Annotated in this window: 24 protein-coding genes, 1 pseudogene and 1 riboswitch; of the genes and pseudogenes, 9 read left to right on the top strand and 16 right to left on the bottom strand. The window is 56.5% G+C overall.

The features are described from left to right. Positions 1-77 precede the first annotated feature (77 nt). Positions 78-1,487, bottom strand: a complete 1,410-nt coding sequence (gene pabB / locus E308F_RS01485) for an aminodeoxychorismate synthase component I (protein WP_141262915.1) — start codon at positions 1,485-1,487, stop codon at positions 78-80. A 343-nt stretch (positions 1,488-1,830) separates the two neighbouring features. Further along, positions 1,831-1,974, bottom strand: a pseudogene (locus E308F_RS16755) (J domain-containing protein); the annotation flags it as partial. A 219-nt stretch (positions 1,975-2,193) separates the two neighbouring features. Here E308F_RS16755 and hpt point away from each other — a divergent pair. The 4 genes from hpt (at position 2,194) to E308F_RS16780 (ending at position 4,886) form a co-directional block, all read left to right on the top strand. Continuing rightward, positions 2,194-2,739: a hypoxanthine phosphoribosyltransferase gene (gene hpt, locus E308F_RS01475; protein ID WP_141262913.1), complete on the top strand. Its 546-nt coding sequence runs from the start codon at positions 2,194-2,196 to the stop codon at positions 2,737-2,739. Between the two features lie 116 nt (positions 2,740-2,855). Next, the gene (gene guaA / locus E308F_RS01470; protein WP_141262912.1) at positions 2,856-4,406 is read left to right on the top strand and encodes a glutamine-hydrolyzing GMP synthase; all 1,551 of its coding nucleotides are present in this window, start codon (positions 2,856-2,858) and stop codon (positions 4,404-4,406) included. A 70-nt stretch (positions 4,407-4,476) separates the two neighbouring features. Next, on the top strand, positions 4,477-4,695 hold the full coding sequence (locus E308F_RS01465) for a type II toxin-antitoxin system HicB family antitoxin (protein WP_141262911.1): 219 nt from the start codon (positions 4,477-4,479) through the stop codon (positions 4,693-4,695). Between the two features lie 2 nt (positions 4,696-4,697). Next, the gene (locus tag E308F_RS16780; RefSeq protein ID WP_141262910.1) at positions 4,698-4,886 is read left to right on the top strand and encodes a type II toxin-antitoxin system HicA family toxin; all 189 of its coding nucleotides are present in this window, start codon (positions 4,698-4,700) and stop codon (positions 4,884-4,886) included. 41 nt (positions 4,887-4,927) lie between these two features. Here the strand turns inward: E308F_RS16780 and E308F_RS01455 are convergent, their stop codons facing one another. Then, the gene (locus E308F_RS01455) at positions 4,928-5,587 is read right to left on the bottom strand and encodes a C40 family peptidase (RefSeq protein ID WP_141262909.1); all 660 of its coding nucleotides are present in this window, start codon (positions 5,585-5,587) and stop codon (positions 4,928-4,930) included. 10 nt (positions 5,588-5,597) lie between these two features. Beyond that, a riboswitch (cyclic di-AMP (ydaO/yuaA leader) is annotated at positions 5,598-5,728 on the bottom strand. A 210-nt stretch (positions 5,729-5,938) separates the two neighbouring features. Here E308F_RS01455 and gmk point away from each other — a divergent pair. Then, positions 5,939-6,574: a guanylate kinase gene (gene gmk / locus E308F_RS01450; RefSeq protein WP_141262908.1), complete on the top strand. Its 636-nt coding sequence runs from the start codon at positions 5,939-5,941 to the stop codon at positions 6,572-6,574. A gap of 3 nt (positions 6,575-6,577) precedes the next feature. On the opposite strand, the gene cydD is transcribed toward gmk, so the two are convergent. The 11 genes from cydD to E308F_RS01390 all read right to left on the bottom strand — a co-directional run bounded on the left by cydD (position 6,578) and on the right by E308F_RS01390 (position 18,001). Next, on the bottom strand, positions 6,578-10,372 hold the full coding sequence (cydD, locus tag E308F_RS16395; RefSeq protein WP_172613520.1) for a thiol reductant ABC exporter subunit CydD: 3,795 nt from the start codon (positions 10,370-10,372) through the stop codon (positions 6,578-6,580). A 151-nt stretch (positions 10,373-10,523) separates the two neighbouring features. Beyond that, complete coding sequence (gene cydB / locus E308F_RS01435; RefSeq protein WP_141262907.1) at positions 10,524-11,528, bottom strand: cytochrome d ubiquinol oxidase subunit II; 1,005 nt, start codon at positions 11,526-11,528, stop codon at positions 10,524-10,526. Next, positions 11,519-12,904, bottom strand: a complete 1,386-nt coding sequence (locus E308F_RS01430; protein ID WP_141262906.1) for a cytochrome ubiquinol oxidase subunit I — start codon at positions 12,902-12,904, stop codon at positions 11,519-11,521. Before E308F_RS01430 ends, cydB begins: the two co-directional genes overlap by 10 nt. An 86-nt stretch (positions 12,905-12,990) precedes the next feature. Continuing rightward, positions 12,991-13,401, bottom strand: a complete 411-nt coding sequence (locus E308F_RS01425; RefSeq protein WP_141262905.1) for an RrF2 family transcriptional regulator — start codon at positions 13,399-13,401, stop codon at positions 12,991-12,993. Between the two features lie 99 nt (positions 13,402-13,500). Further along, positions 13,501-13,953 carry a ferritin-like domain-containing protein gene (locus E308F_RS01420; RefSeq protein WP_141262904.1) on the bottom strand — a complete coding sequence of 151 codons (453 nt, stop codon included), beginning with the start codon at positions 13,951-13,953 and terminating at the stop codon, positions 13,501-13,503. Positions 13,954-14,046: 93 nt separating this feature from the next. Next, a complete protein-coding gene (locus E308F_RS01415) occupies positions 14,047-14,502 on the bottom strand; it encodes a hypothetical protein (RefSeq protein ID WP_141262903.1) in 456 nt (151 codons plus the stop codon). Next, positions 14,499-14,759 carry a type II toxin-antitoxin system Phd/YefM family antitoxin gene (locus E308F_RS01410; protein ID WP_025773319.1) on the bottom strand — a complete coding sequence of 87 codons (261 nt, stop codon included), beginning with the start codon at positions 14,757-14,759 and terminating at the stop codon, positions 14,499-14,501. The genes E308F_RS01415 and E308F_RS01410 overlap by 4 nt, the downstream gene beginning before the upstream one ends. A 184-nt stretch (positions 14,760-14,943) precedes the next feature. Continuing rightward, the gene (locus E308F_RS01405; protein ID WP_141262902.1) at positions 14,944-15,699 is read right to left on the bottom strand and encodes an energy-coupling factor transporter transmembrane component T family protein; all 756 of its coding nucleotides are present in this window, start codon (positions 15,697-15,699) and stop codon (positions 14,944-14,946) included. Then, positions 15,674-16,519, bottom strand: coding sequence for an energy-coupling factor ABC transporter ATP-binding protein (locus E308F_RS01400; RefSeq protein ID WP_141262901.1), 846 nt, complete (start codon positions 16,517-16,519; stop codon positions 15,674-15,676). The genes E308F_RS01405 and E308F_RS01400 overlap by 26 nt, the downstream gene beginning before the upstream one ends. 27 nt (positions 16,520-16,546) lie before the next feature. Next, positions 16,547-17,413 (bottom strand): energy-coupling factor ABC transporter ATP-binding protein, encoded by an 867-nt coding sequence (locus E308F_RS01395; protein ID WP_141262900.1) that lies wholly within the window; start codon positions 17,411-17,413, stop codon positions 16,547-16,549. Between the two features lie 33 nt (positions 17,414-17,446). Beyond that, complete coding sequence (locus tag E308F_RS01390) at positions 17,447-18,001, bottom strand: tryptophan transporter (RefSeq protein ID WP_141262899.1); 555 nt, start codon at positions 17,999-18,001, stop codon at positions 17,447-17,449. A 374-nt stretch (positions 18,002-18,375) separates the two neighbouring features. Between E308F_RS01390 and E308F_RS01385 the strand changes: the two genes are divergently transcribed. From E308F_RS01385 to E308F_RS01370, 4 genes are all read left to right on the top strand, one after another. Beyond that, entirely contained in the window at positions 18,376-19,620 is a 1,245-nt protein-coding gene (locus E308F_RS01385; RefSeq protein ID WP_141262898.1) for an ISL3 family transposase, read from the top strand. A gap of 132 nt (positions 19,621-19,752) precedes the next feature. Then, positions 19,753-21,150 carry an S-layer homology domain-containing protein gene (locus E308F_RS01380; protein ID WP_141262897.1) on the top strand — a complete coding sequence of 466 codons (1,398 nt, stop codon included), beginning with the start codon at positions 19,753-19,755 and terminating at the stop codon, positions 21,148-21,150. Between the two features lie 2 nt (positions 21,151-21,152). After that, positions 21,153-21,884: a carbon-nitrogen hydrolase family protein gene (locus E308F_RS01375; protein ID WP_141262896.1), complete on the top strand. Its 732-nt coding sequence runs from the start codon at positions 21,153-21,155 to the stop codon at positions 21,882-21,884. Positions 21,885-21,940: 56 nt separating this feature from the next. Continuing rightward, positions 21,941-22,480 (top strand): nitroreductase family protein, encoded by a 540-nt coding sequence (locus tag E308F_RS01370; protein ID WP_141262895.1) that lies wholly within the window; start codon positions 21,941-21,943, stop codon positions 22,478-22,480. Positions 22,481-22,709: 229 nt separating this feature from the next. Here the strand turns inward: E308F_RS01370 and E308F_RS01365 are convergent, their stop codons facing one another. Next, positions 22,710-23,381: an SdpI family protein gene (locus tag E308F_RS01365; protein WP_141262894.1), complete on the bottom strand. Its 672-nt coding sequence runs from the start codon at positions 23,379-23,381 to the stop codon at positions 22,710-22,712. Then, positions 23,371-23,688, bottom strand: a complete 318-nt coding sequence (locus E308F_RS01360; RefSeq protein ID WP_141262893.1) for an autorepressor SdpR family transcription factor — start codon at positions 23,686-23,688, stop codon at positions 23,371-23,373. The genes E308F_RS01365 and E308F_RS01360 overlap by 11 nt, the downstream gene beginning before the upstream one ends. Positions 23,689-23,735: the final 47 nt, after the last annotated feature.

Raw genomic sequence — 23,735 nt, 5'->3', positions numbered from 1 at the left:
GCCGGAGCGGCTAAATGCTCGGGCCGTAGGACGGAAAGAACGGGGGCAGTTTCCTTCCGGGCGCCGTTTCCCCTCTTTCATAATCCCAGGGCCAGGATCAGTCCCCGGGCTTTGTCCAGGGTTTCCTGGTACTCCCTCTCTGGCTCTGAGTCGGCCGTGACGGCGCCGCCGACCTGGAAATAGGCCCGGCCGCCGGCCAGGAGAAAGGTGCGGATGACGATATTCCAGTCGGCTTCGCCGTCAAAACCCAGGTAGCCGATGGCGCCGGTATAGACGCTGCGCCTTACCGGCTCCAGTTCTTCGATGATTTCCATGGAACGTACTTTTGGTGCCCCGGTAATGGAACCTCCGGGAAAGGTGGCCCGCCACAAGTCCACCATATCCCTGCCGGGCTGCAGGGTGCCGGTGATGGTGCTTACCAGGTGGAAAACGGTGGCGTATTCTTCCAGGACAAAAAGCTCCGGCACCCGCACCGACCCTACCTGGCAGACCCGGCCCAGGTCGTTCCTTTCCAGGTCGATGATCATCACCAGTTCGGCCCGGTCCTTGGCACTGTTCCATAACTCCTGGCGTAAGGCAGCATCTTCGGCCGGGGTCCGGCCCCGGGGCCGGGTGCCTTTAATGGGCCGCGTTTCTACCTGGCCTTGACTGACCCGCAAAAACCTTTCCGGCGAGGCGCTGGCGATGGTGCCTTCTTTTAAGGACAGGTAGGCGGCAAAGGGAGCCGGGTTAACCCGCCGCAGGCACCGGTAAAGCTCCCAGGGTTCTACAGCAAGCTCTGTCTGCAGGCGCTGGGATAAGTTTACTTCAAAAATATCTCCGGCGGCAATATATTCCTTTGCCCTGGTGACGGCCCGGCAATAAGATTCGGGAGTAAAAAGGGAGTTAACGGGTGTTCTGATGCCGTCTGCTCCTGCCGGGGGCGGCAGGGGTCTTACCTTTTGCAGGCGCGCAGTTATTTCCTTTATCCGGGCCAGGGCTTCTTTTACGGCAGCGGGACCGGTAGCCGGAAAACCGCTGGCAGCCACGTAGACCCTTTCCTCGTGATGATCGATGGCTACGATGGTACTATAGAAAGCCAGGTAACTTTCCGGGAAGGGCAGGTCGTCGGCAGCCTGTGAGGGCAGCTTCTCGATGTAACGGCCCAGGTCATAGGCCAGGTAGCCGACAATGCCACCGGTGAAAGGAATGGGTTGTTCTCGCCGGGGGAGGATGTAGGGGGCTATAAGGGAGCGGATGATTTCCCAGGGATTGCCGGTAAGGGTTTGCACCGGTTGACCGGGAGAGGAGAGCCGGGCCTGGTAGCCCTTGGTTTTGACTACCAGGAAGGGGTCGCTGCCTAAAAAGGAATAGCGGCCCCAGCGGGGGTGAAAAAGGGCGCTTTCCAGCAGAAAGCTGTTTTCCCGGCCGCCGGCGAGGGCGGCATAAAGGGCCTCCGGGTCGGCGGGCGCCTTAACTTCGGTTACAATGGGTAATGCGGTAGTCATATCTATCCAGGCCTCCTCTATAAATAAAAAAACCAGCTCTAACCAAGCTGGTCCTCACCCCAAAAGCTCCGAGTCGTCTCATCTGAACTCTAACTCAGCGTTTCTCAACTATGCTCAACATATTTTAAGTTTTCCTCTAGACATATTAATAGCATATACAAGGTTCCTGGACAAGTACCTGTGCTACAAAAGACTTACCTTTCTTTTGTTGGTACTTTAAGTTTTAGAAAAACTCCCCGAAATGCTCCATCCACCAGCGGGCGTACCGTTTGTCCGCATCCTCATTTTCCAGGGTAACGCCGGCTGCCAAGAGAGAGTGGTGGCCGGGGAGTTTATGGTGTAAAAGGTACTGATAAGCTTCTGTTATCAGGAGGAATTTTTCTATGGCAGCCTTATCACCTGGATTACTATCGGGGTGGTACTGCCGGGCCAGACGGCGGTACGCCTTTTTTATTGCTTGGGCGCCGGCCTCGGGACTGACTCCCAGGACCTGGCGCGCCCTTTTTTCTAATGTACTGGTGCCAGGAGACACCGGTAGCTCACTCCTTTGGCGCCAAATTCGGACGGCCAGAAGGATTTTGCCGTTATACAGCGAAGATAACAAGGTTATGGTAAACTGTCAAGAGGTATATTAATAGAGGCCGGTGGAGGAAGTTTGCCGGGGTGAAGGTAACATCGTACTTTTATTTCGGGGGAGGAATTATTTTTGCAGGATGACATTGCTAAAGTCTTGGTTAGCGCCGCTGAGATAAAAAAACGGGTTAAAGAAATGGGCGCGGCCATTAGCCGCGATTATGCCGGCAAGGACCTGCTGGTGGTGGGTATCCTCAAAGGGGCGATTATTTTCCTCGCCGACCTGGTGCGGGAGATTACCATTCCCCTCCAGCTCGATTTTATGGCTGTTTCCAGTTACGGCGCCGGGACCACTACGTCGGGAGCAGTGCGCATCTTGAAGGATCTGGAAGTGCCGGTGGAAGATAAGCACCTCCTGATTGTGGAGGATATTGTTGATACCGGTCTGACTTTAAAATACCTGCTGGAAAATTTAAAGGCCCGCAAACCTTTAAGTGTGCGCTCCTGCACCATTCTGGACAAGCCCGAGCGGCGGCTGGTGGATGTCCATGTCGATTACAGCGGTTTTTCCATCCCGGATTATTTTGTTGTTGGTTACGGCCTTGATTATGCCCAGAAATACCGCCATTTGCCGGACATCTGCATTTTAAAACCGGAGGTTTACAACGGGCAGAGATGAAAAGAGGGTCGCCAGGCCTGCTCCTTGCACGGCAAGAGCTCTATAGTTGGGCGATCTGCGTCAAAAGGAGCTTCACCGTAAAATAAAATAAAGGTTAATTCAGTGAGGTTGGGTAGATGATGCGAGAAAACAAGCAACCTGCGGAAATAGTCCTGGTCCTGGACTTCGGCGGCCAGTACAACCAGTTGATTGCCCGGCGCATCCGCGAAGCCGGGGTTTACTCGGAAATGATCCCCTTTAATACGCCCCTGGAGGAGATCCTGGCCCGGCGGCCCAAAGGTATTGTCTTTTCCGGCGGGCCGGCCAGCGTTTACAGCCCGGGGGCGCCCCGCATTGACCGGGCTCTATATGAGAGCGGCATCCCCATTTTAGGCATATGCTATGGCATGCAGCTCATGGCCCACGACCTGGGGGGCCGGGTGGAGGCAGCCGCAGGGCGGGAATACGGTAAGACCGAGCTTGAAGTAACGACTGACGACATCCTCTTTGCCGGGTTACCCCGGACCATGCAGTGCTGGATGAGCCACGGCGACTATATCAGTGCCCCGCCGCCGGGCTTTAGGGTAACGGCCCGCTCGGCCTACACGCCGGTGGCGGCCATGAGCGACCCGGGGCGCCGGCTTTACGGCGTCCAGTTTCACCCGGAGGTCAAGCACACGCCCCTGGGCCAGGAAATGCTCCGCCGCTTCCTCTTCCAGGTGTGCGGCTGCCGCGGTGACTGGTCGGTCAGCTCCTTTATCGAAGAGCAGGTAGCGGCTATCCGGGAGCGGGTGGGTGACGGCCGGGTGCTGTGCGCCCTGAGCGGCGGCGTTGATTCTTCCGTGGCCGCGGCCCTGGTGCACCGGGCCGTGGGCGACCGTTTAACCTGCGTCTTTGTCAATCATGGCCTCCTGCGCCAGGGCGAGGCGGAACAGGTGCAAAAGACCTTCGGCCAGGCCCTGAAGGTGAACCTGATCTATGTCGACGCCGGTGAGCGTTTCCTGGCCAAACTGGCAGGAGTAACCGACCCGGAAGAGAAGCGCAAGATTATCGGCCACGAGTTTATCCGCGTCTTTGAAGAGGAGGCCAGGAAACTGGGGAAAGTGGATTTCCTGGTCCAGGGAACCTTATATCCTGACGTCATCGAAAGCGGCACCGAAACGGCGGCCGTTATCAAAAGCCACCATAACGTCGGCGGCCTGCCGGAAGACATGGAGCTGGAGCTAATCGAGCCGCTGCGGCTTTTGTTCAAAGACGAGGTGCGCCGGGTGGGGGAGGAACTGGGCCTGCCCGAGGAAATAGTCTGGCGCCAGCCCTTCCCCGGGCCGGGACTGGCCATCCGCATCCTGGGGGAGGTTACACCGGAAAAGCTGGCGATTTTACGCCAGGCGGATGCCATTGTAACCGAAGAGATCCGGCGGGCCGGGCTCTACCGGGAAATCTGGCAGTCATTTGCTGTTTTGCCCTCCATGAAAAGCGTGGGTGTTATGGGCGACGAGCGTACCTATGCCTACCCCATCGTCGTCCGGGCCGTGACCAGCGACGATGCCATGACAGCCGACTGGGCGCGGCTTCCTTATGAATTGCTAGAGCGCATCTCGTCCCGCATCGTCAACGAGGTGCGCCATGTCAACCGGGTGGTTTACGACATCACCTCCAAGCCGCCGGCAACCATAGAGTGGGAGTAGGTAAAAAATTGCTAAGGCCAGGAGCGGTGAGTTATACTTTATAATGAGGGTTTGGTAAGGGGGGTTATTTATGCTCAGCAACTATACGGCACGTTATACAAAGATCAGTTCAGGTTACCTGGGGCAACTGGTCGAGTGGCCTGAGGTAATAACTGAAGGGAAAACCCTGGAAGAATGTAGAGAAATGCTTAAGGATGCCCTTCGGGAGATGATTCTGGCCTATCGCCAGCAAAAGAAAGAAATTCCCCTTGGAGGCGCTTTATTAGAACAGGTGCCGGTGGAGTTTTAGCAGTGTCTATAAAACGTCGGGACTTGATTCGTTACTTTGAGGTAAATGGTTTTTATTTACTACGGGAAGGTGCTAACCATTCAATCTATACCAATGGTATAAAAACGGTACCTGTTAAAAGGCACCGCACGCTGGACCGGATTACAGCCAATGAACTTTGCAAGCAGGCAGGTTTAAAGCCAATATTTTAAAGCACGCCCCGTTCAAAGGTGGCGTGCTTTTATATTGCTTCTTATATCACCCGCCGGGCGCCGCGGTAGCGCCGTCCCCAGTAGTAGGGGTCATCAATGTTATCAATAGCTACCCCCCGGGAACTGGAGGCGCTGATGAACTTGCCATCACCCAGGTAAATGCCAACGTGGCTAATACCCTTACCATTGGTATCGAAAAATACCAGGTCGCCCACCTGGAGACTATCCTTATCGACCTGTCTGCCACTGGTGGCCTGGTCGGAAGCGGTACGGGGCAAATCAATACCCACCTGCCGGAAAACATACCAGGTAAAACCCGAACAGTCAAACCCGCTGGGGCTTGTCCCCGCCCAGCGGTAGGGGACACCAATATATTTACGGGCGATGGTGGCCACTCGTTTGCCGGTGGTGGCAGGGCTGGTTTCTTGCCCGCGGGAGGCAGAGGAGGTATCCCGGCGTTCTGCCGCGGGGGAAGGATGGGCCGCGGGAATTTCCAGGACCTGTCCAACTAAAATTAACGAAGAATGAAGGTTGTTGGCCGCCTGGATCTGTTCTACGGTAACACCGTAACGGCGGGCCAGGGCCCACAAGGTATCGCCCCTTTTTACTTCATAGGGCTGGGCCAGGGCCACCCCGGCGGCTGCAAAAATAAAAGAACCGGTCAGGGCGGTGGTCAGGCAGTATTTACCCCACTTCTTCAATTTTCTTGGACCTCACTCTCTCCACACCTACGAGGTTAGTTGCCGGGTTCGGACCGAGAGTTAGCCCGGAGCCAGGAGGCTCTTCACCCCAAAAATTATCCCCCGTTTCCCGTTATTGCGGGAATTCGGTGCTGAAATATGCCACTATTATTCTATCGTCGAAACAAGGAATAGTAAAAGGCTCCGCAGGTGGCTATAGGGTCATGAACTGCCAGGATGGACAATATTTTGCTCGATTTTATCTTTTTCTTAAAATCCATGGTTATAAGAGATTCTCCGGAGCAAAGCTGACATTGCTTCCTCCGGGGCAGTATGTTAAAATGTAGCCAAATATCTTTAACTGGTGACATTATGGTACAAGAACTTATTAAAGACCTGGTAGTCAATTTCCAGATTAAAGATAAGAGAAACAGGAATGGTTACTTTTTCGTCGTTTCCGGGCCTTCCGGGGTGGGAAAAAATACCCTGTTGAACTATGCCCTGGAGCGGGTCCGGGGTATATACTACCTGCCCTCAATAACCACCCGCCCCATGCGACCGGGGGAAGCCCAGGGCTTCCCGTATTTTTTTGTCAGTAAAGCTGATTTTGAAGCAATGATCGCTCAGGGAGCCTTCCTGGAATGGAAGCAGATTCATTCCGGGGACTACTACGGTACCCATTTACCGACAATTGTTTATGCCCTGGAGAACGGCTATGACATTATTACCGACATGGATGTCCTGGGATGCGTTGAGGTCATGGAGCGCTTCCCTGAAAATGTCGTCCCGATTTTTATTGCCCCGCCAAATATGGAAGAATTGCGCCAGCGGCTGGCCGGGAGGGAAAAGGACGCCGGGGTGATAGCCAGAAGGCTGGAACGGGTGGATATGGAAATGGGCTATGTCGATAGGTACCGGCACGTGATTATTAATGATGACCTGGAGCGGGCCGGGAAAGAGCTGGTCCGGATTTTAGAGCAATATTCCCAAAGTGGTACTAAAAAGTAAGGGCTAACTGTCCAGCTCCAATACTTCGTGCTGCAGCTCCCACATCCGGCGGTAAAGCCCCTCTTGCCGGAGAAGTTCCTCATGCCGTCCCCGCTGGACGACCCGCCCTTTATCCAGGACCAGGATCTCATCCATGGCCTCCAGGCCCGCCAGGCGGTGGGTTATGACCAGGGTGGTCCGGCCGGCCATTAAACGGTAGATAGCCTGCATTACTTCCTCCTCAGTCACCGGGTCCAGGCCCGATGTGGCCTCATCCAGCACCAGGATGGGGGCGTTTTTCAAAAGGGCGCGGGCGATGGCCAGACGCTGGCGCTGGCCCCCGGAGAGTTTCAATCCCTCTTCACCGATACAGGTTTCATATCCCCCGGGCAGGCTCTGGATAAATTCGTCCAGTCTGGCCTCCCGTGCGGCCTGCCGGATCTCCTCCCGGCTGGCACCAGGCCTGGCCAGTAGGAGGTTTTCGGCAATGGTGGCATGGAAGAGATGGGTTTGCTGGGAAACTACAGCTATCAAGCGGCGCAACTCTTCCGGGGGATAGACCTTGAGTTCATACCCACCCAGGCGGATAGATCCTTCCTCGTAATCCCAGAAGCGCAGGAGCAGGTTTACTAATGTGCTTTTCCCGGCCCCGCTGGGACCGACGATAGCCACCCGGCCCCCTTCGGGCACGGTAAAGTCGAGGCCGTCCAGGACCCAGGGTTCTCCCGGGGCGTAGCGAAAGCGCAGTCCTTTTACCTCCAGGTGGTAGTTTGCCGCCTGCGGCGGCGGGCCGGGCGGGTCCTGGACGGCAGGCCGGGTATCGGTAAGGGCAAAGAGCCGCCGGGCTGCAGCCAGGCTTGCTTCCAGGCGCTGGGGTATCATGGCCAGGGGCAGGACGGCCTCAAAGCTGCCAGCCGCTCCAAGGGCCAGCATGGCCAGGTAAACGCCGTCCAGTTGTCCGCTGGCCACCAGGGGGATGGCCAGCACCAGGACGAACCACAGGGCCAGGTTCATGGCCAGGCCTGACACGGCGGCCGCCAGGCCGGCCACCCCCGCCTCGCGGCCCTGGAGAACCAGCAGTTCCCGGCTCAAGGCGGCGATGCGTTCCTGCTGCTGCCTGGCGTATCCGCAGGCCAGGATTTCAGGCATGCCTTGAACGGTATCCACCAGGGCGGCGTTAAGGGCCGCCCGTACTTCTCCCTGCTGCCGGGTCGCCAGCCGGCCGGCAGCCTTGAGGCCCAGGGGCGCGATGATGCCGGCCCCGAGAAAAAATAACAGCCAGGCCAGGGCCGGTTTGATGGCAAAATGGGCCAGGAAAACGAAAACGGCCACCATGACCAGCAGGGCTACCAGGGGCGGGGCCAGGACGCGGAGATAAAAGTTTTCCAGGGTCGCCACATCGGCCACGACCCGGCTCAACAGGTCGCCACTGTGGTGGTCCGGCAGCCGGGCCGGGACCAGGGGCTCAAGGGCCCGGTAAAAGGAAACCTGCAGTTGGCTAAGGATGTGCAGGGTGACGCTATGGTTTACATAACGTTCCAGGTAACGGCTGGCGGCCCGGGAGATACCAAAAAAGCGCACCCCGACGATGGGGAGCATGAGGTCTGAAACCGGCGGGTGGAGGGCGGCGCTGGCAATGAGAAAGGCCGCGGTGGCCATGAGGCCGACGTTGCTGGCTATGGTAAAAAATTCAAGCAGGGTGGCTCCCAGTATAGCGGCCCAAAAGGGAGCAAGCAAACCCAGGAGACGGATGCAAGTGCTGGTGGTAGTTCTCCGCTTAAAATAGGCAGGGGGTAACTGTCGGTACAGGGCGGTGCAGTTCTGGAGGCCAGGGGCAGGCGTGCCTTCAGGCTGGTGATGTTTTTGGCGGCATGAAAAGTACGGCATATCGAGAGAGCGTGCGGAGCGGGCGGCCATGCTAACGGATTCACGCCGGTCATGCCTGAAGGTATAGTCCACCGCTCCGGTGAGGCTTCCGGAATGGAGCGAGTTAGCGGGCGCTGAGCTAACCTTCACCCTTCCGGCTGCGCAATGAAAGGCTGTGACCAGGCGGTAATAGGCACCCTGCCGCGCCATTAATGCCTCGTGCCGTCCTGCCTCCACCACCCGGCCGGAGGCCAGGACCACGATGCGGTCCGCCCGGTAGACGGTGCTGAGGCGGTGGGCGATAATCAGCACCGTGCGGTTTTCCATCAGGCGATCCAGGGCCGCCTGGATTAGCTGGTCAGTGGCTGGATCCAGGTTGGCCGTAGCTTCGTCCAGGATCAGTAAGGGGGCGTCCTTCAAAATGGCCCGAGCAATGGCCAGGCGCCGCGCCTGGCCGCCGCTCAAGCGCAGCCCCCGCTCACCGATGGGCGTATCATAACCCCGGGGCAGGGCGGCAATGAACTCATGGGCCCCGGCGAGGCGGGCCGCGGCCACCACTTCCTCCCGCGAGGCTTCCGGACGTCCCAGGAGGATATTGTCGGCTATAGTACCGCTGAAAAGGTAGGGATGCTGGGGAACCAGAGCCACTTGCCGGCGCCATTCCACCAGGGGGATCTGGTTTAAAGGAAAGCCGTTGACGGTAATCAGCCCGCGGTCGGGCTCCAGGAAACGCAGGAGCAGGTGGGCGATGGTGCTTTTCCCCCCGCCGCTGGGACCAACCAGGGCCACCTTTTCCCCCGGCCGGAGTTCCAGGGAGACCTCTTCCAGGGCCGGCCGCTCCCTATCCGGGTAAGTATAATGAACCCCTGCCAGGACAATATGCAGCCCCGGCTGCCGTACGCGGCTTTCCCTGCCCGGCGGGAGATTTCCTGTTTCCGCGCCTCGAGGCAGGGATTTGACCCTCACGTCCGCTACTGCCGGGGCCGGGGTAGTGCAAGGGCCTGCCATATCCAGAACGGCGAAGATCCGTCGGGCGGCGCTGACGCCGGCCAGGCCGGCATGAAACTGGCTGCCCAGGAGGCGCAGGGGCAGGTAGAATTCCGGGGCCAGCAGCAAGAGGAAAAGGGCCTCTTTAAAGGGTATTTGGGCATAAACCAGGCGCAGTCCCACGGTGACAGCCACCAGGGCGGTGCTGATGGTAGCTACGAGTTCCAGCACCAGGGCCGATAGAAAGGCCACTCGCAGCACTCCCAGGGTGGTGGACCGGAAACGGTCACTGAGGCGGGCCAGGACTTCAGCTTGCTCCTTGCTGCGGCCGAAGATTTTCAGGGTGGTAAGGCCCTGCAGCACATCCAGGAAATGGCCGCTCAGGCTGCTCAGAGTTTGCCACTGCTGTTGAGTGAGGGCTTCTGCCCGGTTGCCGATAAGGAACATGAACAGGGGAAGCAGGGGGGCGGTAAAAAGGAGGAGCAGGCCGGAAAACAGGTCCAGGGGGAAGACGAAACCAAGGACCATCAGGGGCACCAGGGCCGCCAGGGCCAGTTGGGGCAAATAGCGGGCAAAATAAGCCTCCAGGTCCTCAATTCCTTCAACCAGGACATTGACCAGCTCCCCGGTATGCTCATCCTTCAAAGGTAACGGACCTACGGCCAGGATGTGGCCCACCAGGCGCCGGCGCAGGTCATATTTGATCCGGGCCGCGGCCCGGTGGGCCGCCACTTCTACACCCCAGGCCAGGCCCGCCCGGAGGAAAATGATGCCCAGGAGGGCCATGAGCCAGTGCCAGACACCCCGCAGATCCTGCCCTTCCAGGAAGACCCCGTTCACCACCCGGGCCAGGTAACCGGCCTGCAGGATGGCCAGCAAGCCGGCCGCCAGGCCCAGGCCGATGGTCACGGCCAGGTGCCAGCGCACCCGGCGTGCTTCGCCCAGGAGGTTCCTTTCCAGCAGCAAATTACCTTCCCCTCTCTCCGCAGGACCTTCCTTGCTCTAACCCTTTCTGGTGCGTATTCGAAAACTCTTGGCTAGCCCCGTTCACCTTTTGCCGTACTTTCGAAACAAGAAGGGAAGTAGCCAGTTCCGGCAAGCCACCGGCCTCTAACTCCTAATATTCCATGTCCCTGGCCTTAACCCGCTGGCGGAATACCCAGTAGGTCCAGCACTGGTAAAGGAGGACCACCGGTACCAGGGTGAGGGCGACGATGGTCATAACTTTAAGGGTATAGGGGCTGGAGGAGGCCTGGTAAATGGTCAGGCTCCATCGGGGATTCAGGCTGGAAACCATTACCCGAGGAAAGAGGCCGCCAAAGAGAGCCGCAGTGCCCAGGAGGATGGCCAGACCGTTCAAGATAAAAGCCCCGCCGTAGCTCCGGGAGCTGAGCGACCACCAGGCCAGGAGAAGGGCCACCAGGGCGCCCCAGGCGGCGATTCCGGGTACCATCCGGGTAAAGATGTCGGTTTCCCGGTAACTCATAATTAGCAGCAGGAGGAGGGCCGCCACAGCGCCGGTACCTATCTTTAGCCCCGCCTGCCGGGCGCGCTGCGGCAGTTCATCCCCGGTTTTGAGGGCCAGGAAAAGTGCCCCCTGCAGGGTGAAAAGGAGAAGAGAGGTCAAGCCCCCCAGCAGGGTGTAGGGAGAAAGGAGATCGAAAAAGGTACCGGCATACTGCATGCGGGCGTCAATGGGTACGCCCCGGATCAGGTTGGCCATGGCCACGCCCCAGAGGAGGGCCGGCAAGAGGCTCCCCAGGAAAAGCATCCAGTCCCAGAAGTTACGCCAGGCCGGGCGGTCATCCTTGCTGCGGAATTCAAAGGCTACCCCGCGCACGATCAGGGCGACGAGGATAAGGAATAACGCCAGGTAAAAGCCGCTGAAAAGGGTGGCGTACCAGTGGGGGAAGGCGGCAAACATGGCCCCGCCGGCGGTGAGCATCCACACCTCGTTGCCGTCCCAGAAGGGGCCGATGCTGTTGATGATGGCGCGGCGTTCCCCATCGCTTTTCCCCAGGAAGGGCAGCAGGATACCGACGCCGTAGTCAAAGCCCTCCAGGAAAAAGAAGCCGGCAAAAAGGACGGCTACCAGGATAAACCAGAGGACAGTTAGATCCATAAGGATACCTCCCCGGAATTATCTAACATCCTGGTGGCAGGAGTTGTCTCAACACCCTGCCGGGCGTATTTAGCCAGGAGGTAGACGTCGGCTACCGCCAGGACCCCGTACAGCAGGGTAAAAGCCACCAGGGTCGTCAAAATAGCGGCGGCGGATACCCCGGGCGAGACGGCCGCCTCGACCCGCTGCAGCCCGTAGACAATCCAGGGATAGCGACCGATCTCGGCCATCAACCAGCCGGCGGTGTTGGCGAGATAGGGCACAGGAATGCTCCAGAGGAGGGCTTTAAGGACCAGGGGTTTTTCTTCCAGGCGTCTCCGCCGCCACAGGTACAGGCTGTAAAGGGACAGTAAAATTAACCACAGCCCGGCGACGACCATCAGGCGGAAGCTCCAGAAGACCGGGGCGACCGGCGGGATATAATTGCCGGGGCCGTAGCTGGCCTCTGCCGCGGCCTGAAGATCCTTCAGGCCTTTAACCTCGCCCTGGAAGCTGTTATAGGCAAGAAAACTGGCCAGGGCGGGAATCTTAATCTCGAAGGTATTGGTCTGGTCTTTTGTATCAACCAGGGCCACCAGGGCCAGGGGGGCCGGATCGGCACTCTCCCACAAGGCTTCGGCGGCTGCCATCTTCATGGGCTGGGCATTGACCAGGTACTGGCCCTGGAAGTGGCCGACGGCCGCCACCAGCAGGCTGCTGATGACGCCCGTTATCAAAGCCAGCCGGAAGGAACGGCGGAAGGGATCTAATTGGCTTTGCCGCAGGAGGTGGTAGGCACTGATCCCCATGACGAAAAAGGAGGCTGTCACAAAGCCGGCCAGGACGGTGTGGGGGAATTGATAGAGCACATGGGTGTTGGTCAGCAGGGCGAAGAAATCCGTCATCTCGGCCCGGCCGTTACGCAAGACATAGCCCACCGGCTCCTGCATAAAGGAGTTGGCCACCAGGATCCAGAAGGCGGAAAGATTGGTTCCGAAGGCCACCAGCCAGATGCAGGCGGCGTGGAGGGCTTTAGGCAGCTTATCCCAGCCAAAGAGCCACAGGCCCAGAAAGGTGGATTCCAGGAAAAAAGCGGCCAGGGCTTCTACGGCCAGGGGGGCGCCGAAGATATCCCCGACGAAACGGGAGTACTCGGACCAGTTCATGCCGAAGTGAAACTCCTGGACGATACCGGTCACCACGCCCATGGCAAAGTTGATGAGGAAGAGCCTGCCCCAGAAGCGGGCCATGTTCTTGTAAGTTTCATCACCAGTGCGGACGTAGATGGTTTCCATGATGGCCACCAGGACTGATAGTCCCAGGGTCAGGGGGACGAAGAGGAAGTGATAAACTGAGGTAATCCCGAACTGCCACCTGGCCAGCAAGAGTGCATCCATAACTTTTCTCCTCCCCTCAAAATACATCAAAGTGTACCCAAATAGTATAGTTTATTTGAAAATAATCCCTCCTTTCAAGTCTTTACTCAATTTTTCCCGGCCAGCTCGGCGAAGTTGTAACGCTCCAACTCCCGGCGCAGGGCGTCCTGGACTGCGCCCAGGGCCCGGTGTACCGGGCAACAAGGAGCGCCGTGTTTATTACAGTACTCCGGGTCCAGAAGGCAGCGGTTAATGCTAACCGGTCCCTCTACAGCTTCGACGACATCCAGCAGGGTAATTTCCCGCGCCGGCCGGGCCAGGGCAAAACCGCCGCTGACACCGCGGTAGGATTGCACTATTCCGGCCTGGACCAGGGAACGCATGATTTTAAGCAAGAAGCGCATGGGGATATCTTCGCGGGAAGCAATCGTCTGGGCTTCGGCGATGGTGCCCGGTTCCAGTTTCGCCAGGTACAGGACGGCGCGGAAGGCATAATCGGTGGCCTGGTTTAAGCGCATGTAAAACTACTTCCAGTCTAAAGTATATTCATTTGGTATATTTTATAGTAATAATAACTCATCCTATTTTTCCTGTCAAGTTTTTCTATTACCATCCTGTTAATACCGGGCCAGGCGGTCCAGCTCTTTCAGCTTATTGCTGAACCAGGCGGCATGCAGGTCTTCATCAATGAGGTGGCTCCAGAGGAGGTTAAAAAGGGGTTTTTCGGCAACTTTAAGAATCAGCCGTTTGTAGTCAGCCATGGCCTTTTCTTCTAAAGTAATGTTGGCCCAGAGGAGGGTGCGGGTATTGGTCCAGTTGAAGATGGTCCCGGTTGCCACCCCCAGGAGGGGAGCAATAATGGCTCCGGCACGGGTCGGGATGGCGCCGCGGCGCCTGATTTCCGCTTCCAGGTTGATGACGTGTTCCTGTTCCATAGCCGCTACCCGGGTCAGCACCTGCCGCAGGTAAATGTCCGTTGCTGCCCGGGCCTGGCTCTTATAGAGGTCTACCTGCTCGATTTCCAGGGTATAGAACCAGTTGAGGCTCCGTATGAGCTCTTTTTCTTCCAAGCAAGGGCACCCCTTAATTAACCTTTACCGCAAAGGGTATAGTTATACGGCCGGGGCAACCTTTTTTCAGGGCAGGCTTTTTCTCGATGTGCATTATCCCGCTAAAATTCCAGCTTCCAGGGCCTCTGCTGGCGTCAAAGCTGGTATGGACAACTGCTGGAGGAAATGCCTGGCGTTCCAGCTAACATAGTGCGATACCAGTGGACCCATGTTTCGTACCGTATAGATAATCAGTGCATCACCAAAGCTGGCCTTTTTGCTTATGATGGCCAGGATACTTTTTACTGTTAGGCGCGGCAGGTACTCCTTTGAGGGCGGGTAAATTTGCAGGTTGTAATGGGTCGGCAAATGACAATAAAGGTTTAATAGCTGCTGCTCGTTTAAGTTATAGGAAAGGATACCACATACCTCTAAAACATTGAAGATCGATGTAATACCCTGTTGCTTGCCATGCTTGAGCCCGGCTAAAAAAGCAGCGTTTTCTTTATACTTAGGGTCACGGCGATAGCGCAGGTCGATTAGTAATACATCAGAATCTACGAATATCACTTTTGCCTCCTGCTTTCCTTGAGAGCTTCGTGCCAGTCAGGGTAATATGGCTCGCTGGCTTCCAGGGCCCGTTCAATATCTGCCCACGCCTCATGATAGGGGAGAGGGGAAAATTCTTCGGGAGTGTCATTTTCAAAGGGTATTAGCCATGCCACAGGCTTACCCCGATGGGTAATGGCAAAACGTTCCCCAGCCCTAACCTTCTCTAATATCTTTCCGGTATAAATACGTAGCTCCTTGCTAGTGGCAAATTCCAATGCGTTTCCCCCCAAGAAGGTATTAGTTAGAACTTAAGTTTACCTTAAGTATATACTTAAAAATAACTCCAGTCAAGGAATCCCCGAAATCCTTTTACATTAAAACTCGCCCGATACCTGATGCCAAAAAACGCATTAGCCCCGGTTACAATACCGGGGCTAATGCATTACCGGGTGGATAATCTTAACGCAGCGATACAACCGCGAGAATAACTGTCAGGAGCAGGCACGAAGAGATTACCCCTATGTCCAGTAACTGGAAGGTCGAGGTGTGCAGGCTGGTACGGGGGCCGGCGCCAAAAGCGCGGGTTTCCATGGAGATGGCCATGGTCCGGGCCCGCTGGACGGACATGAGGAGGAGAGGGATGGCCAGGGGGATGAGGGCCAGAAAGCGCTTGATAATATTACGGCCTTCCAGGTCGTAGGCCCGGGCCCGCTGGGCCTGGATGACCAGGCTCAATTCTTCCTGCAGGGTAGGGATAAACCTTAAAGAGGTTACCAGCATCAGGGCGTAAGTATAGGGCACCTTGAGTTTTTCCACAAAGGCGACAATCATATCCTTGGGCGGGGTGGTGGCCAGGAGAACGGGAATGGTGGAAGTCATGGCCAGCATCCTTAAAGCGAGCATGGTGCAGGCCTTGAGCCCTACGTCGGTGATGCGGCCGATGCCGGTGCCGGGTACCAGGGTAAAAACAACCTGGCCCTCGTCGATTAAAAAGACCTGAAAGAGGAAAAAGATGGCGGCAAAGATGATCAGCCCCCGGATGGCGGGCAAGATTTCCCGCAACACTTTACCAATCAGGGCGACGGCCAGGACCGAGGCCCAGAGGCCAAGGAGCGGCAGGGGGTTCTGGTAGACAAAGGCCAGGGTAATAACGGCCAGGGACCAGACGACTTTGGTAAGGGGGTTGAGTTTATGCAGGAAGGACTTGCCGGTCATCTACCTCACCCCTTAAAGCGGCGATAATTTCGGCATACAATTCTTCTACCGTCAGGACGGGGCGCAGGAGTCCCTGTTCCTGGTAAGGCCGGGCGAGCTGGATGACCTGGGGAGGTACGAGGCCGGCGGCGTTCAGGATATCTTCCCGGGCAAAAACTGTCGCCACGGGCCCATCCAGGAGCAGCCGCCCTTCCCCCAGGACCAGGGCCCGGCTGGCGAAGCGGGCCACCATTTCCATATCGTGGCTGACGAGGAGTACAGTGTGGCCCTGCTGGTGCAGCTTTTTGACAAGCCTCATTATTTCCAGGGCTTCGCGGTAATCCTGGCCGGTGGTGGGTTCGTCCAGGACCAGGACTTCCGGCTGCATGGCTAGGACGGAGGCCAGGGCCACCCGCTGGCGCTGGCCTTTGCTGAGCTGCCGGGGGTTAACGTCAAGGTAAGGAGTGAGGCCTACGGCGGCAGCCGCATCCTTCACCCTATCTGCCAGGGCCGCCCCTTTGAGACCTAAATTCTTAGGGCCGAAGGCCAGTTCTTCCCTGACGGTGGGCAGGAAGATCTGGTGATCCGGGTTTTGAAAAAGGAAACCTACCTTGCGCGCCAGTTCAGCCACCCGCGCTCGGGACGTATCCAGGCCGCCGATGAGGATCCTGCCTGCTGTGGGTTTAAGAAGCCCGTTCAGGAGCTTGAGGAGGGTGGTTTTCCCGGCGCCGTTCTGGCCGATGACGGCCACGAATTCCCCGGACCGGATATGAAAAGACAGGTCCCTGAGGGCTTGGAAACCGTTGGGGTAAGTAAACTCTACATTTTCAGCCCGGATCATTTTTTTTGCGCCTCCAGATATAGGTTGCTATGTCCTGGACGCCTGGTGCCCCAGCAGGCGCTCCAGTTCCCGCCGGCCTTCGTCTACCTCCAGGGGCAGGTCGCCGTGATAGACGCCGGCCCGGCGTAGCATTCGGAACAGGGCTGTCACCGGGGGTACCTCCAGGCCCAGTTCGGTCGTCAATTTCTCCTGGGCCAGGATCTGACGCGGGCTGGCATCGGCCACGATGCGGCCCTTGTTAAGACAGACCAGCCGGGGGACCCGGGGGGCGAGGACACTAATTTTTTGTTCAATCAACAGGATGGTTATACCATAGTCCCGGTTGAGCCGCTGCAGGAGGGCCAATATTTCCAAGGTCCCCCGGGGGTCGAGTTCGGAAGTAGGTTCATCCAGCACCAGCACCCGGGGCCTTAAAGCCACGGCAGCGGCAATGGCCACCTTTTGCTTCTGGCCGCCGGATAATTCCCGTAAACTACGGTGGCGCAGGCTGGCGATGCCCACCATTTCCAGGGCGGCGCCAATGCGCTGCCGCATTTCTTCCCGGGGGACGGCCAGGTTTTCCAGGCCGAAGGCCAGCTCATCCTCGACTACTTCCGCCACCAGCTGGGCTTCCGGGTCCTGGAAGACGCTGCCGATAACCCCGGCCAGCCGGGCGCAGGGGGTTTTTGCCGTGTCTAAACCGGCAACCATTACCCTGCCGCCCATACGGCCTCCCTGAAAATTGGGGATGATGCCGTTCAGGGCCAGGGCCAGGGTGGTTTTGCCGGCACCGGTAGGGCCGGTCAGGCCTAAAAATTCTCCCTCTTGGACGGTTAAGTTTATTCCGGCCAGGGCTGGCACCTGGCTGTCGGGATAGTAAAAAGTAAAATTCTCTACCTTAATAATAGGTTCCATGAACCGGCCTCCGCGCTGTTACGCTCTGTCAGGTTAAACATTTTTCAGCAGTTGTTTTAAGGGGAAATAAAGTACCTGGGCCAGGATGGCGTTAAAGATGCCGGTAACAATAACTACCATGAGAAGATAAGTGTAAGCTGGATTTTTGGGTAAAGTAGCAAAGAGAGTTATGGCTTTAAAGATAGTAATGTACGTAAAACCGCTGGCAAAGGTACCCAGGAAGGTAACTACCAGGGGTTTTACTACCCTGAAGAAGCTGTTTTTGTCAAAGGGCAGGTAGAGTAAAAGGGCGGTAACAATAGCTCCTACCGGTTCGCTGGCAAAATTCAAGTAGGGCAGCAAGGATTTGGTGGTCAGCTGGCAAACGGCGGCTGCCACCAGGCCGATCCCCAGCACCTGCGGCAGGCGGGGCCTGAGGAGCATGATGGCCAGGACATACATACCGATGACTACGTTGGGGGTAATGCCAAAGAAGGGCGGGGTGATCATCCTGAGTACTGCGCCTGCTGCCAGCAGGACGGCCACCACGACCACGTCCATGGCCTGCAGCCCCTGCTTTTCTACCCGCGTTACTTTCACCTCTTCCATTAATACGACCTCCCTGATAATGAATTATTACTGCCGGCGGGGCTGCAGCCCCGGAACGGCTGGATAAATAAAAAACAGCCTGACGAAAACCGCCAGGCTGTGATTGCCTAAAACTCCGGCCAGTCTCGTCTCTCCTCAAACTATACTCAATACTCAGCTCAACTCATGTGTTAAGTTTAGTTGTTTATAGCATAACAGGGAGTGCCGGTCCCTGTCAAGGAAAAATGGCTCTATAATAAAAAGTGTGGGAGGGGATAGGAAGAGATAGAAGGACAGAGGAGAAGAGATTTTAGAAGTTAAAGGAGGAAAAAGAGGGGGGCACATCCAAATCAAATGTTAGCAAACAAAAACCCCATTAGGAAAGGAGTGCCCCCATGAATAAGAATAGCACGATCACCCTCAAGGGACAAGAGAATTTTGATAAAATACTCCAGTCCATTTTAGGAGAACGGCAGGAACGTAAAGATATTGTGTTAAGGGTGACGCTAGAGCCGCCAGCATTATGCCCTGCATGTAACAAAGGCAAATTACATAAGCACGGCATTTTAAAGAAGAACCGGAAGCCCCAAGAAAGGAAAATTCGTCACGCTTTTTTATACGGGAGATGGATTTTTTTATCCTGGGTTCCTGTACGGTATAAGTGTTACCATTGTCATAAGACTTTTACCCTTCGTCCTCCGAATACCATCCCCTGGGCCAGATTTACAAAACTAGGAGTGCAGACAGTAGTGTATTATGCCCAGAGGATGAGCTTTACCTATGCAGCCCGAATATTACACCTTACTCCTAATAGGGTTATAAGATTACTAGACAAGTATATCCAGTCCGGTCTTCCAGCAGATGATACTCAAGAGCCCATAGTCTTAACCTTAGATGAACTGTCCTTTAGCGGGAATGATTATGTATGCGTAGTAGGGCGCCTGGAACCGGATAAGAGGCCTTTGACGATTTTGGGTGATGACAGGAAAGCAACTATAAAGGCTTACCTGGAGGGGCTCAAAAAAGCCGGGGTTAAAGTAGAAGCAGTAGTAATTGACATGAAAGACTCCTGGCGCAAGTTAATAAAAGCAATCTTTCCTTCAGCCAGGATAATAGTAGACCCTTTCCATGTAATTCAGGATGCCAACCGTCGCTTAAATGAAGCACGCAAGATAGAGCAAGAAGCAGGCAAGGAGAATATACCTCGCCTACCCTTGCTCAAGGCTAAAGAAAAACTTACTTCCAGACAACAACAGCAGCTAGAAGAAATTAAGAATAAATACCCGTCCCTCTATGAACTATACCAGCTAAAAGAAGATTTAAGACAAATCATAAAGATGGACCGGGTTGAAGAGGCAGAAATTGCCTTAAGCCGTTGGCTTATAAATGCAGAATGCGCTGAAAATGTAGAGGGACGGGTATGGGCTCGTACTATTAAGTTCTGGAGGTCAGAAATATTAAACCTGGTTAGATACACCCAGCAAGGCCGCCGGTACACCAATGGTTATATAGAAGGCAAGAATACTTTAAGCAAAATGCTGAAACGATTAAGTTTTGGTTTTAGGAATCGTAATCATTTCATCAAGAAAATTTTCCTGGGATGTTGCCCTCAAAATTTAATCCCACAACTATTGACATAGAGCCGGAAAAATTGGTTTCCGCAATCGCAATAAAATTTTCCGTCAGGCAGGAGAAATCTGGCAGGGTAGAGAATTACTAAACAATAACAGAGGTACAGGGGGAAGAACAGCGAAAGGGGAGAAGGGAAAAGTATGAAAAAGTGGTTTCAGGCATTGCTACTGGCCGTGGGCCTGATCCTGGCCTTTGTGCCGGCGGCCCTGGCCGGGACGGTCACCGGCGACCAGCTCCGCCAGGTATTTCCTCAGGCTCCGGCGCCGGGGAAAACCCTGACCCGGGGTGAGTTTGCCGCCCTCCTGGCCCGGGCGGCGGGGATGCAGGTGACGGCCGACACTGCTGGCACTCGGGGGGATGCCTGGTACAGCCCGGCAGTAATGGCTTTGAAAGAAAAGGGCGTCATCAGGGGCTACCCCGACGGCGGCCTGCACACCGACCGGCCGGTCACCCTGCTGGAAGCGGCGGTGATGGCATCCCGGGTCCTGGGGCTGCCGGACGGTGTCGCCGCGCCGGATGTAAATGGGTCCCTGGGACGGGAGAGCTGGGGTTACACCCCCTATGCCTGGCTGGTACGGGCCGGCCTGCTGCAGCCCGGCCAGGACGCGGCCGCGATCCTGACCGTGGATGAAGGCGTTGCTTTCCTGGCCAGGGTTTTTGGCAGCGACCCGGAGGCGGAAAAGATTGTCCAGGCCCCCCAGCAGGCCCAGGCTAAGGTCAAAGACGTGAAATTCGCCGGCAGCATGGCTATAAGCGCGCGTTTGCGGCCTGAGGCGGTCGGGAAAGTATCTGGGGTTTCCGGGGTTTCCATGCAGGGCAATATCGAGAGCGAGTTCAGCTATCCCTTGAACCTGCACCAGAAGGTGGAAATGACCCTTCGCTTGCCGGTAGAGAAACTGCCCGGTAAAGACCTGTTAGCGGGCGGTAAGATGCAGATGACCATGGAACAGTACCTGGTGGACGGCACTATGTACCAGAAGATAGAGGTTCCCGGTATGGAAAAACCCCAGTGGATGAAGCTACCCCAAGAAGCTCTACCGGATCTGCAAACCCTGGTAGAACAGAGCAGGAATGCCGCGGGGTTACCGCCGGGGCTAAAGGACAGTTTCCACTTCCGGTACCTGGGCAAAGGTATAGAGAACGGGCATAAGGTTCACCGTATCGCCTACTACGGCCGGATTGACGACTGGCAGGCCTTGATGCAGGCCCTGCCCGGTGGGTTGACCCCGGAGATGGAGCAGGCCCTGAACCAGGCCGGCGGCGTCTTGAAGTCCATTTCCTTCTGGGGTGTGGAAGCCATCGGCGTGGAAGACAACCTTACTTATGCCTCGGAAATGAACGGCCTGGTCGCTTTTGCGGATAAATACCAGGGAGAAACCGTGCCCCTGGAAACCATGACCATCAACATGAAGGTTACGGATTACCGGTATAACAGCGGCGTAAAGATCCAGGTGCCTGCCGAGGCCCTGGCGGCACCGGAAGTACCGCTGACTCCAAGCGCACCAGGCACAGCACAGCCTTTACCACGGGGGCGATGACTTTGCGACTAGGTGCTGCCCAGATGTTTATCGCCGACAGCCTGGCGGTCAATGAGGCGACAATCTTACGCCTGGCCGGGGAAGCAGCCGGGCGGGGCGTTGAGCTCCTGGCTTTTCCGGAAATGGGCCTGACGGGATATAACCCGGCCGTCCTGGGTCGGCCCGGTTTTAAAGAGGAACTGAAGGGTAGCCTGGACAGGATTGCACGGGCAGCAGCCGACCTGGGTGTGGGCTTGATTGTCGGCCGGGCCGAGTTTGCCGGCGAACGATTGTTCAATACCGCTTCGGTGTTCCTGCCCGACGGCAGCGTCCATAACTACCGCAAGATCCACCTGACGGACGCCGAGGCCCGCTATTTTACCCCGGGCGCCGGGCACCTGGTCTTTAACTATAATGGGGAAAAATTCGGGGTCATCATCTGCCGCGACCAGAATTATCCCGAACTGGCCCGACAGATTGCGGGGGAAGGGACCCGAGCTCTGTTCATCCTTGCCGCCCACTACTACCAACCAGGCGAGGCCCGCTGGAAGCTGCCCAAAAACCGCGCCCTGCCCATCGCCAGGGCGGTGGAGAACCACTGCTACGTCATCCTGGCCAACGCCGTGGGCAGCCACATTGGCATGGTGAGCCTGGGAAACAGCCTGATCGCCGACCCGGATGGCGGCCTGGTAGTTATGGCTGATGAAGCCTCGGAAACCTTGCTGACCTGCGATCTGCCGGAGGGGACAACGTAAATCAGGCCAGATGAAGGCGGGATAATCGCCTATAAAACGAATAAAGGAGTGTTACTATGGACGCCCTGGAAGCCATTGCAAAAAGAAAGAGTGTACGGGACTACAAAAATGACCAGATTCCTGATACAGCTGTAGCGGCCATCGTAGCTGCCGGTCAAAATGCTCCCAGCGCCGGTCCCTATCATATTACGGTGGTGCAAAACAAAGAACTGCTGCAGCACATTTCAAATCTCGCTCTGGAAGCCATGAAGAACTCGGGCAATGAGTTTTTAATGAGTCGTGCCGCGCTACCGGGCTATGAACCTCTCTATGGCGCCCCTACCCTGTTCCTTCTTTCTGCACCGGAAGGGCCATATAGCCTGGCCACCACATCCTGCGCTGCTACCAGCATGACTATTGCCGCAACAGCTCTGGGGCTGGGTTCCTGCTATCTGATTACCCCTAAGCTCGCCTTTGCAGCCGATAAGGGACTGGCTGCCAGGGTGGGTATCCCTGAAGGTTACGAAGTTATGTGCGCCGTAGCCGTAGGCTATAAAGCAGGTGATAAATTTGCTGTAGATAGGATTAAAGAAGATAATGTAAACTATGTAAAATAATAGAAATACAGGGCCGCAAGAAGCCCCTCGAGCGTCGCTAAAGCCCAACCTCCTCACAATATACCCATGAACCTGGGGATGAAATTTACTGGTAACAAGGTTCCCGGACTTGATTTTAAATTGGCCCGGCAATAATGCCGGGCCGTTTGCTGTCTGCTGCCGCTGGTTTATACCCCGCCTTCACCATTTATTAAGCGGTACAGGAAACCATACCTTTCCGCCGAGTGTTTTAGGCCGACACCCGACGGAAGACCAGATAAGAATAGACTATGGTACCAATGACAGCTGTGGCCGGGCCGGCCATGCCAAGGATGAAGTTGGCCGGCGGCGGCAGGAAGGCTGCGACGATGAACATGAACCCGGCCACGATAAAGGCATAACCGGAAAAGCGGTGGGTACGCCGCCAGACTTCCTCACTGGCCAGGGTCCAGGGTGTACGGACGCCGAAGAAGTAATTGTGACGCGCCTGGGGCAGATAGTTGCCGATCAGGATAAAGAGCAACCCAACCGCCAGGGGTACAACCCGGCCGACCAGGTTGGCCGGGCCGCCCAAAGCCACGACCAAGATGGTGGTATAAATTACCCCCATAAAGAAGACCAGTCCCAGGCGTACCATCTGGTAGGCCCGGTCGAAGCGGGGATAGTTTTCCCGCTTGGGATCCAGGTAAGGGACGAAAAGCAGGAGCAGGTAGATACCTCCGGTCATCAGGGGCAGGGCGAAGGCGCCCCAGAAACGGTTGAAGTAATTGTCAACCTCGCCTCGGAAGTTCCAGTGGGCCGGGACCAGGTCCGGCAGGCGGGGGTAAAGCAGGATGCCGGCGACGAACATGGCCATCAGGACCACCAGGGCGGGCCAGTCGCGGGCCAGCGTTCCCCCGGTAACCCGATACTTATTTTTCATTCTCTTTATGCGCCTCCCCTTTTTTAGCTGGCTGCCTTTCTGTTATTGTCCCCAGCAGGTCGAACAGCCATCCCGCAATATCCTGAAAAACAGTGGTGTTCAGGGAATAGATGACGTACTGGCCCCTTTTTTCATCCTGCACCAGGCCTGCCTCCTTAAGGACACTTAGGTGGTGGGAGATGGTCGGCCAGGAGAGGTCGAAGGCTGCGGCAATCTCCCCGGCGGCCATATCACCCTTGGCCAGCCGGCGCAGGATTTCCCGGCGGGTGTCATCGCCCAGGGCCTTGAAAAGGGTGTTTAACCCCATGGCCTTTCATCCTTCCCTTCCGGGATATTTAGAAACAAATCTAATTA

Origin of the sequence: Moorella sp. E308F (assembly GCF_006538365.1) — a bacterium.
Classification (GTDB): domain Bacteria; phylum Bacillota; class DSM-521; order Neomoorellales; family Neomoorellaceae; genus Neomoorella.
The sequence above is the reverse complement of the archived record's forward strand: the minus strand, read 5'-3'. Positions and strand labels throughout refer to the sequence as shown.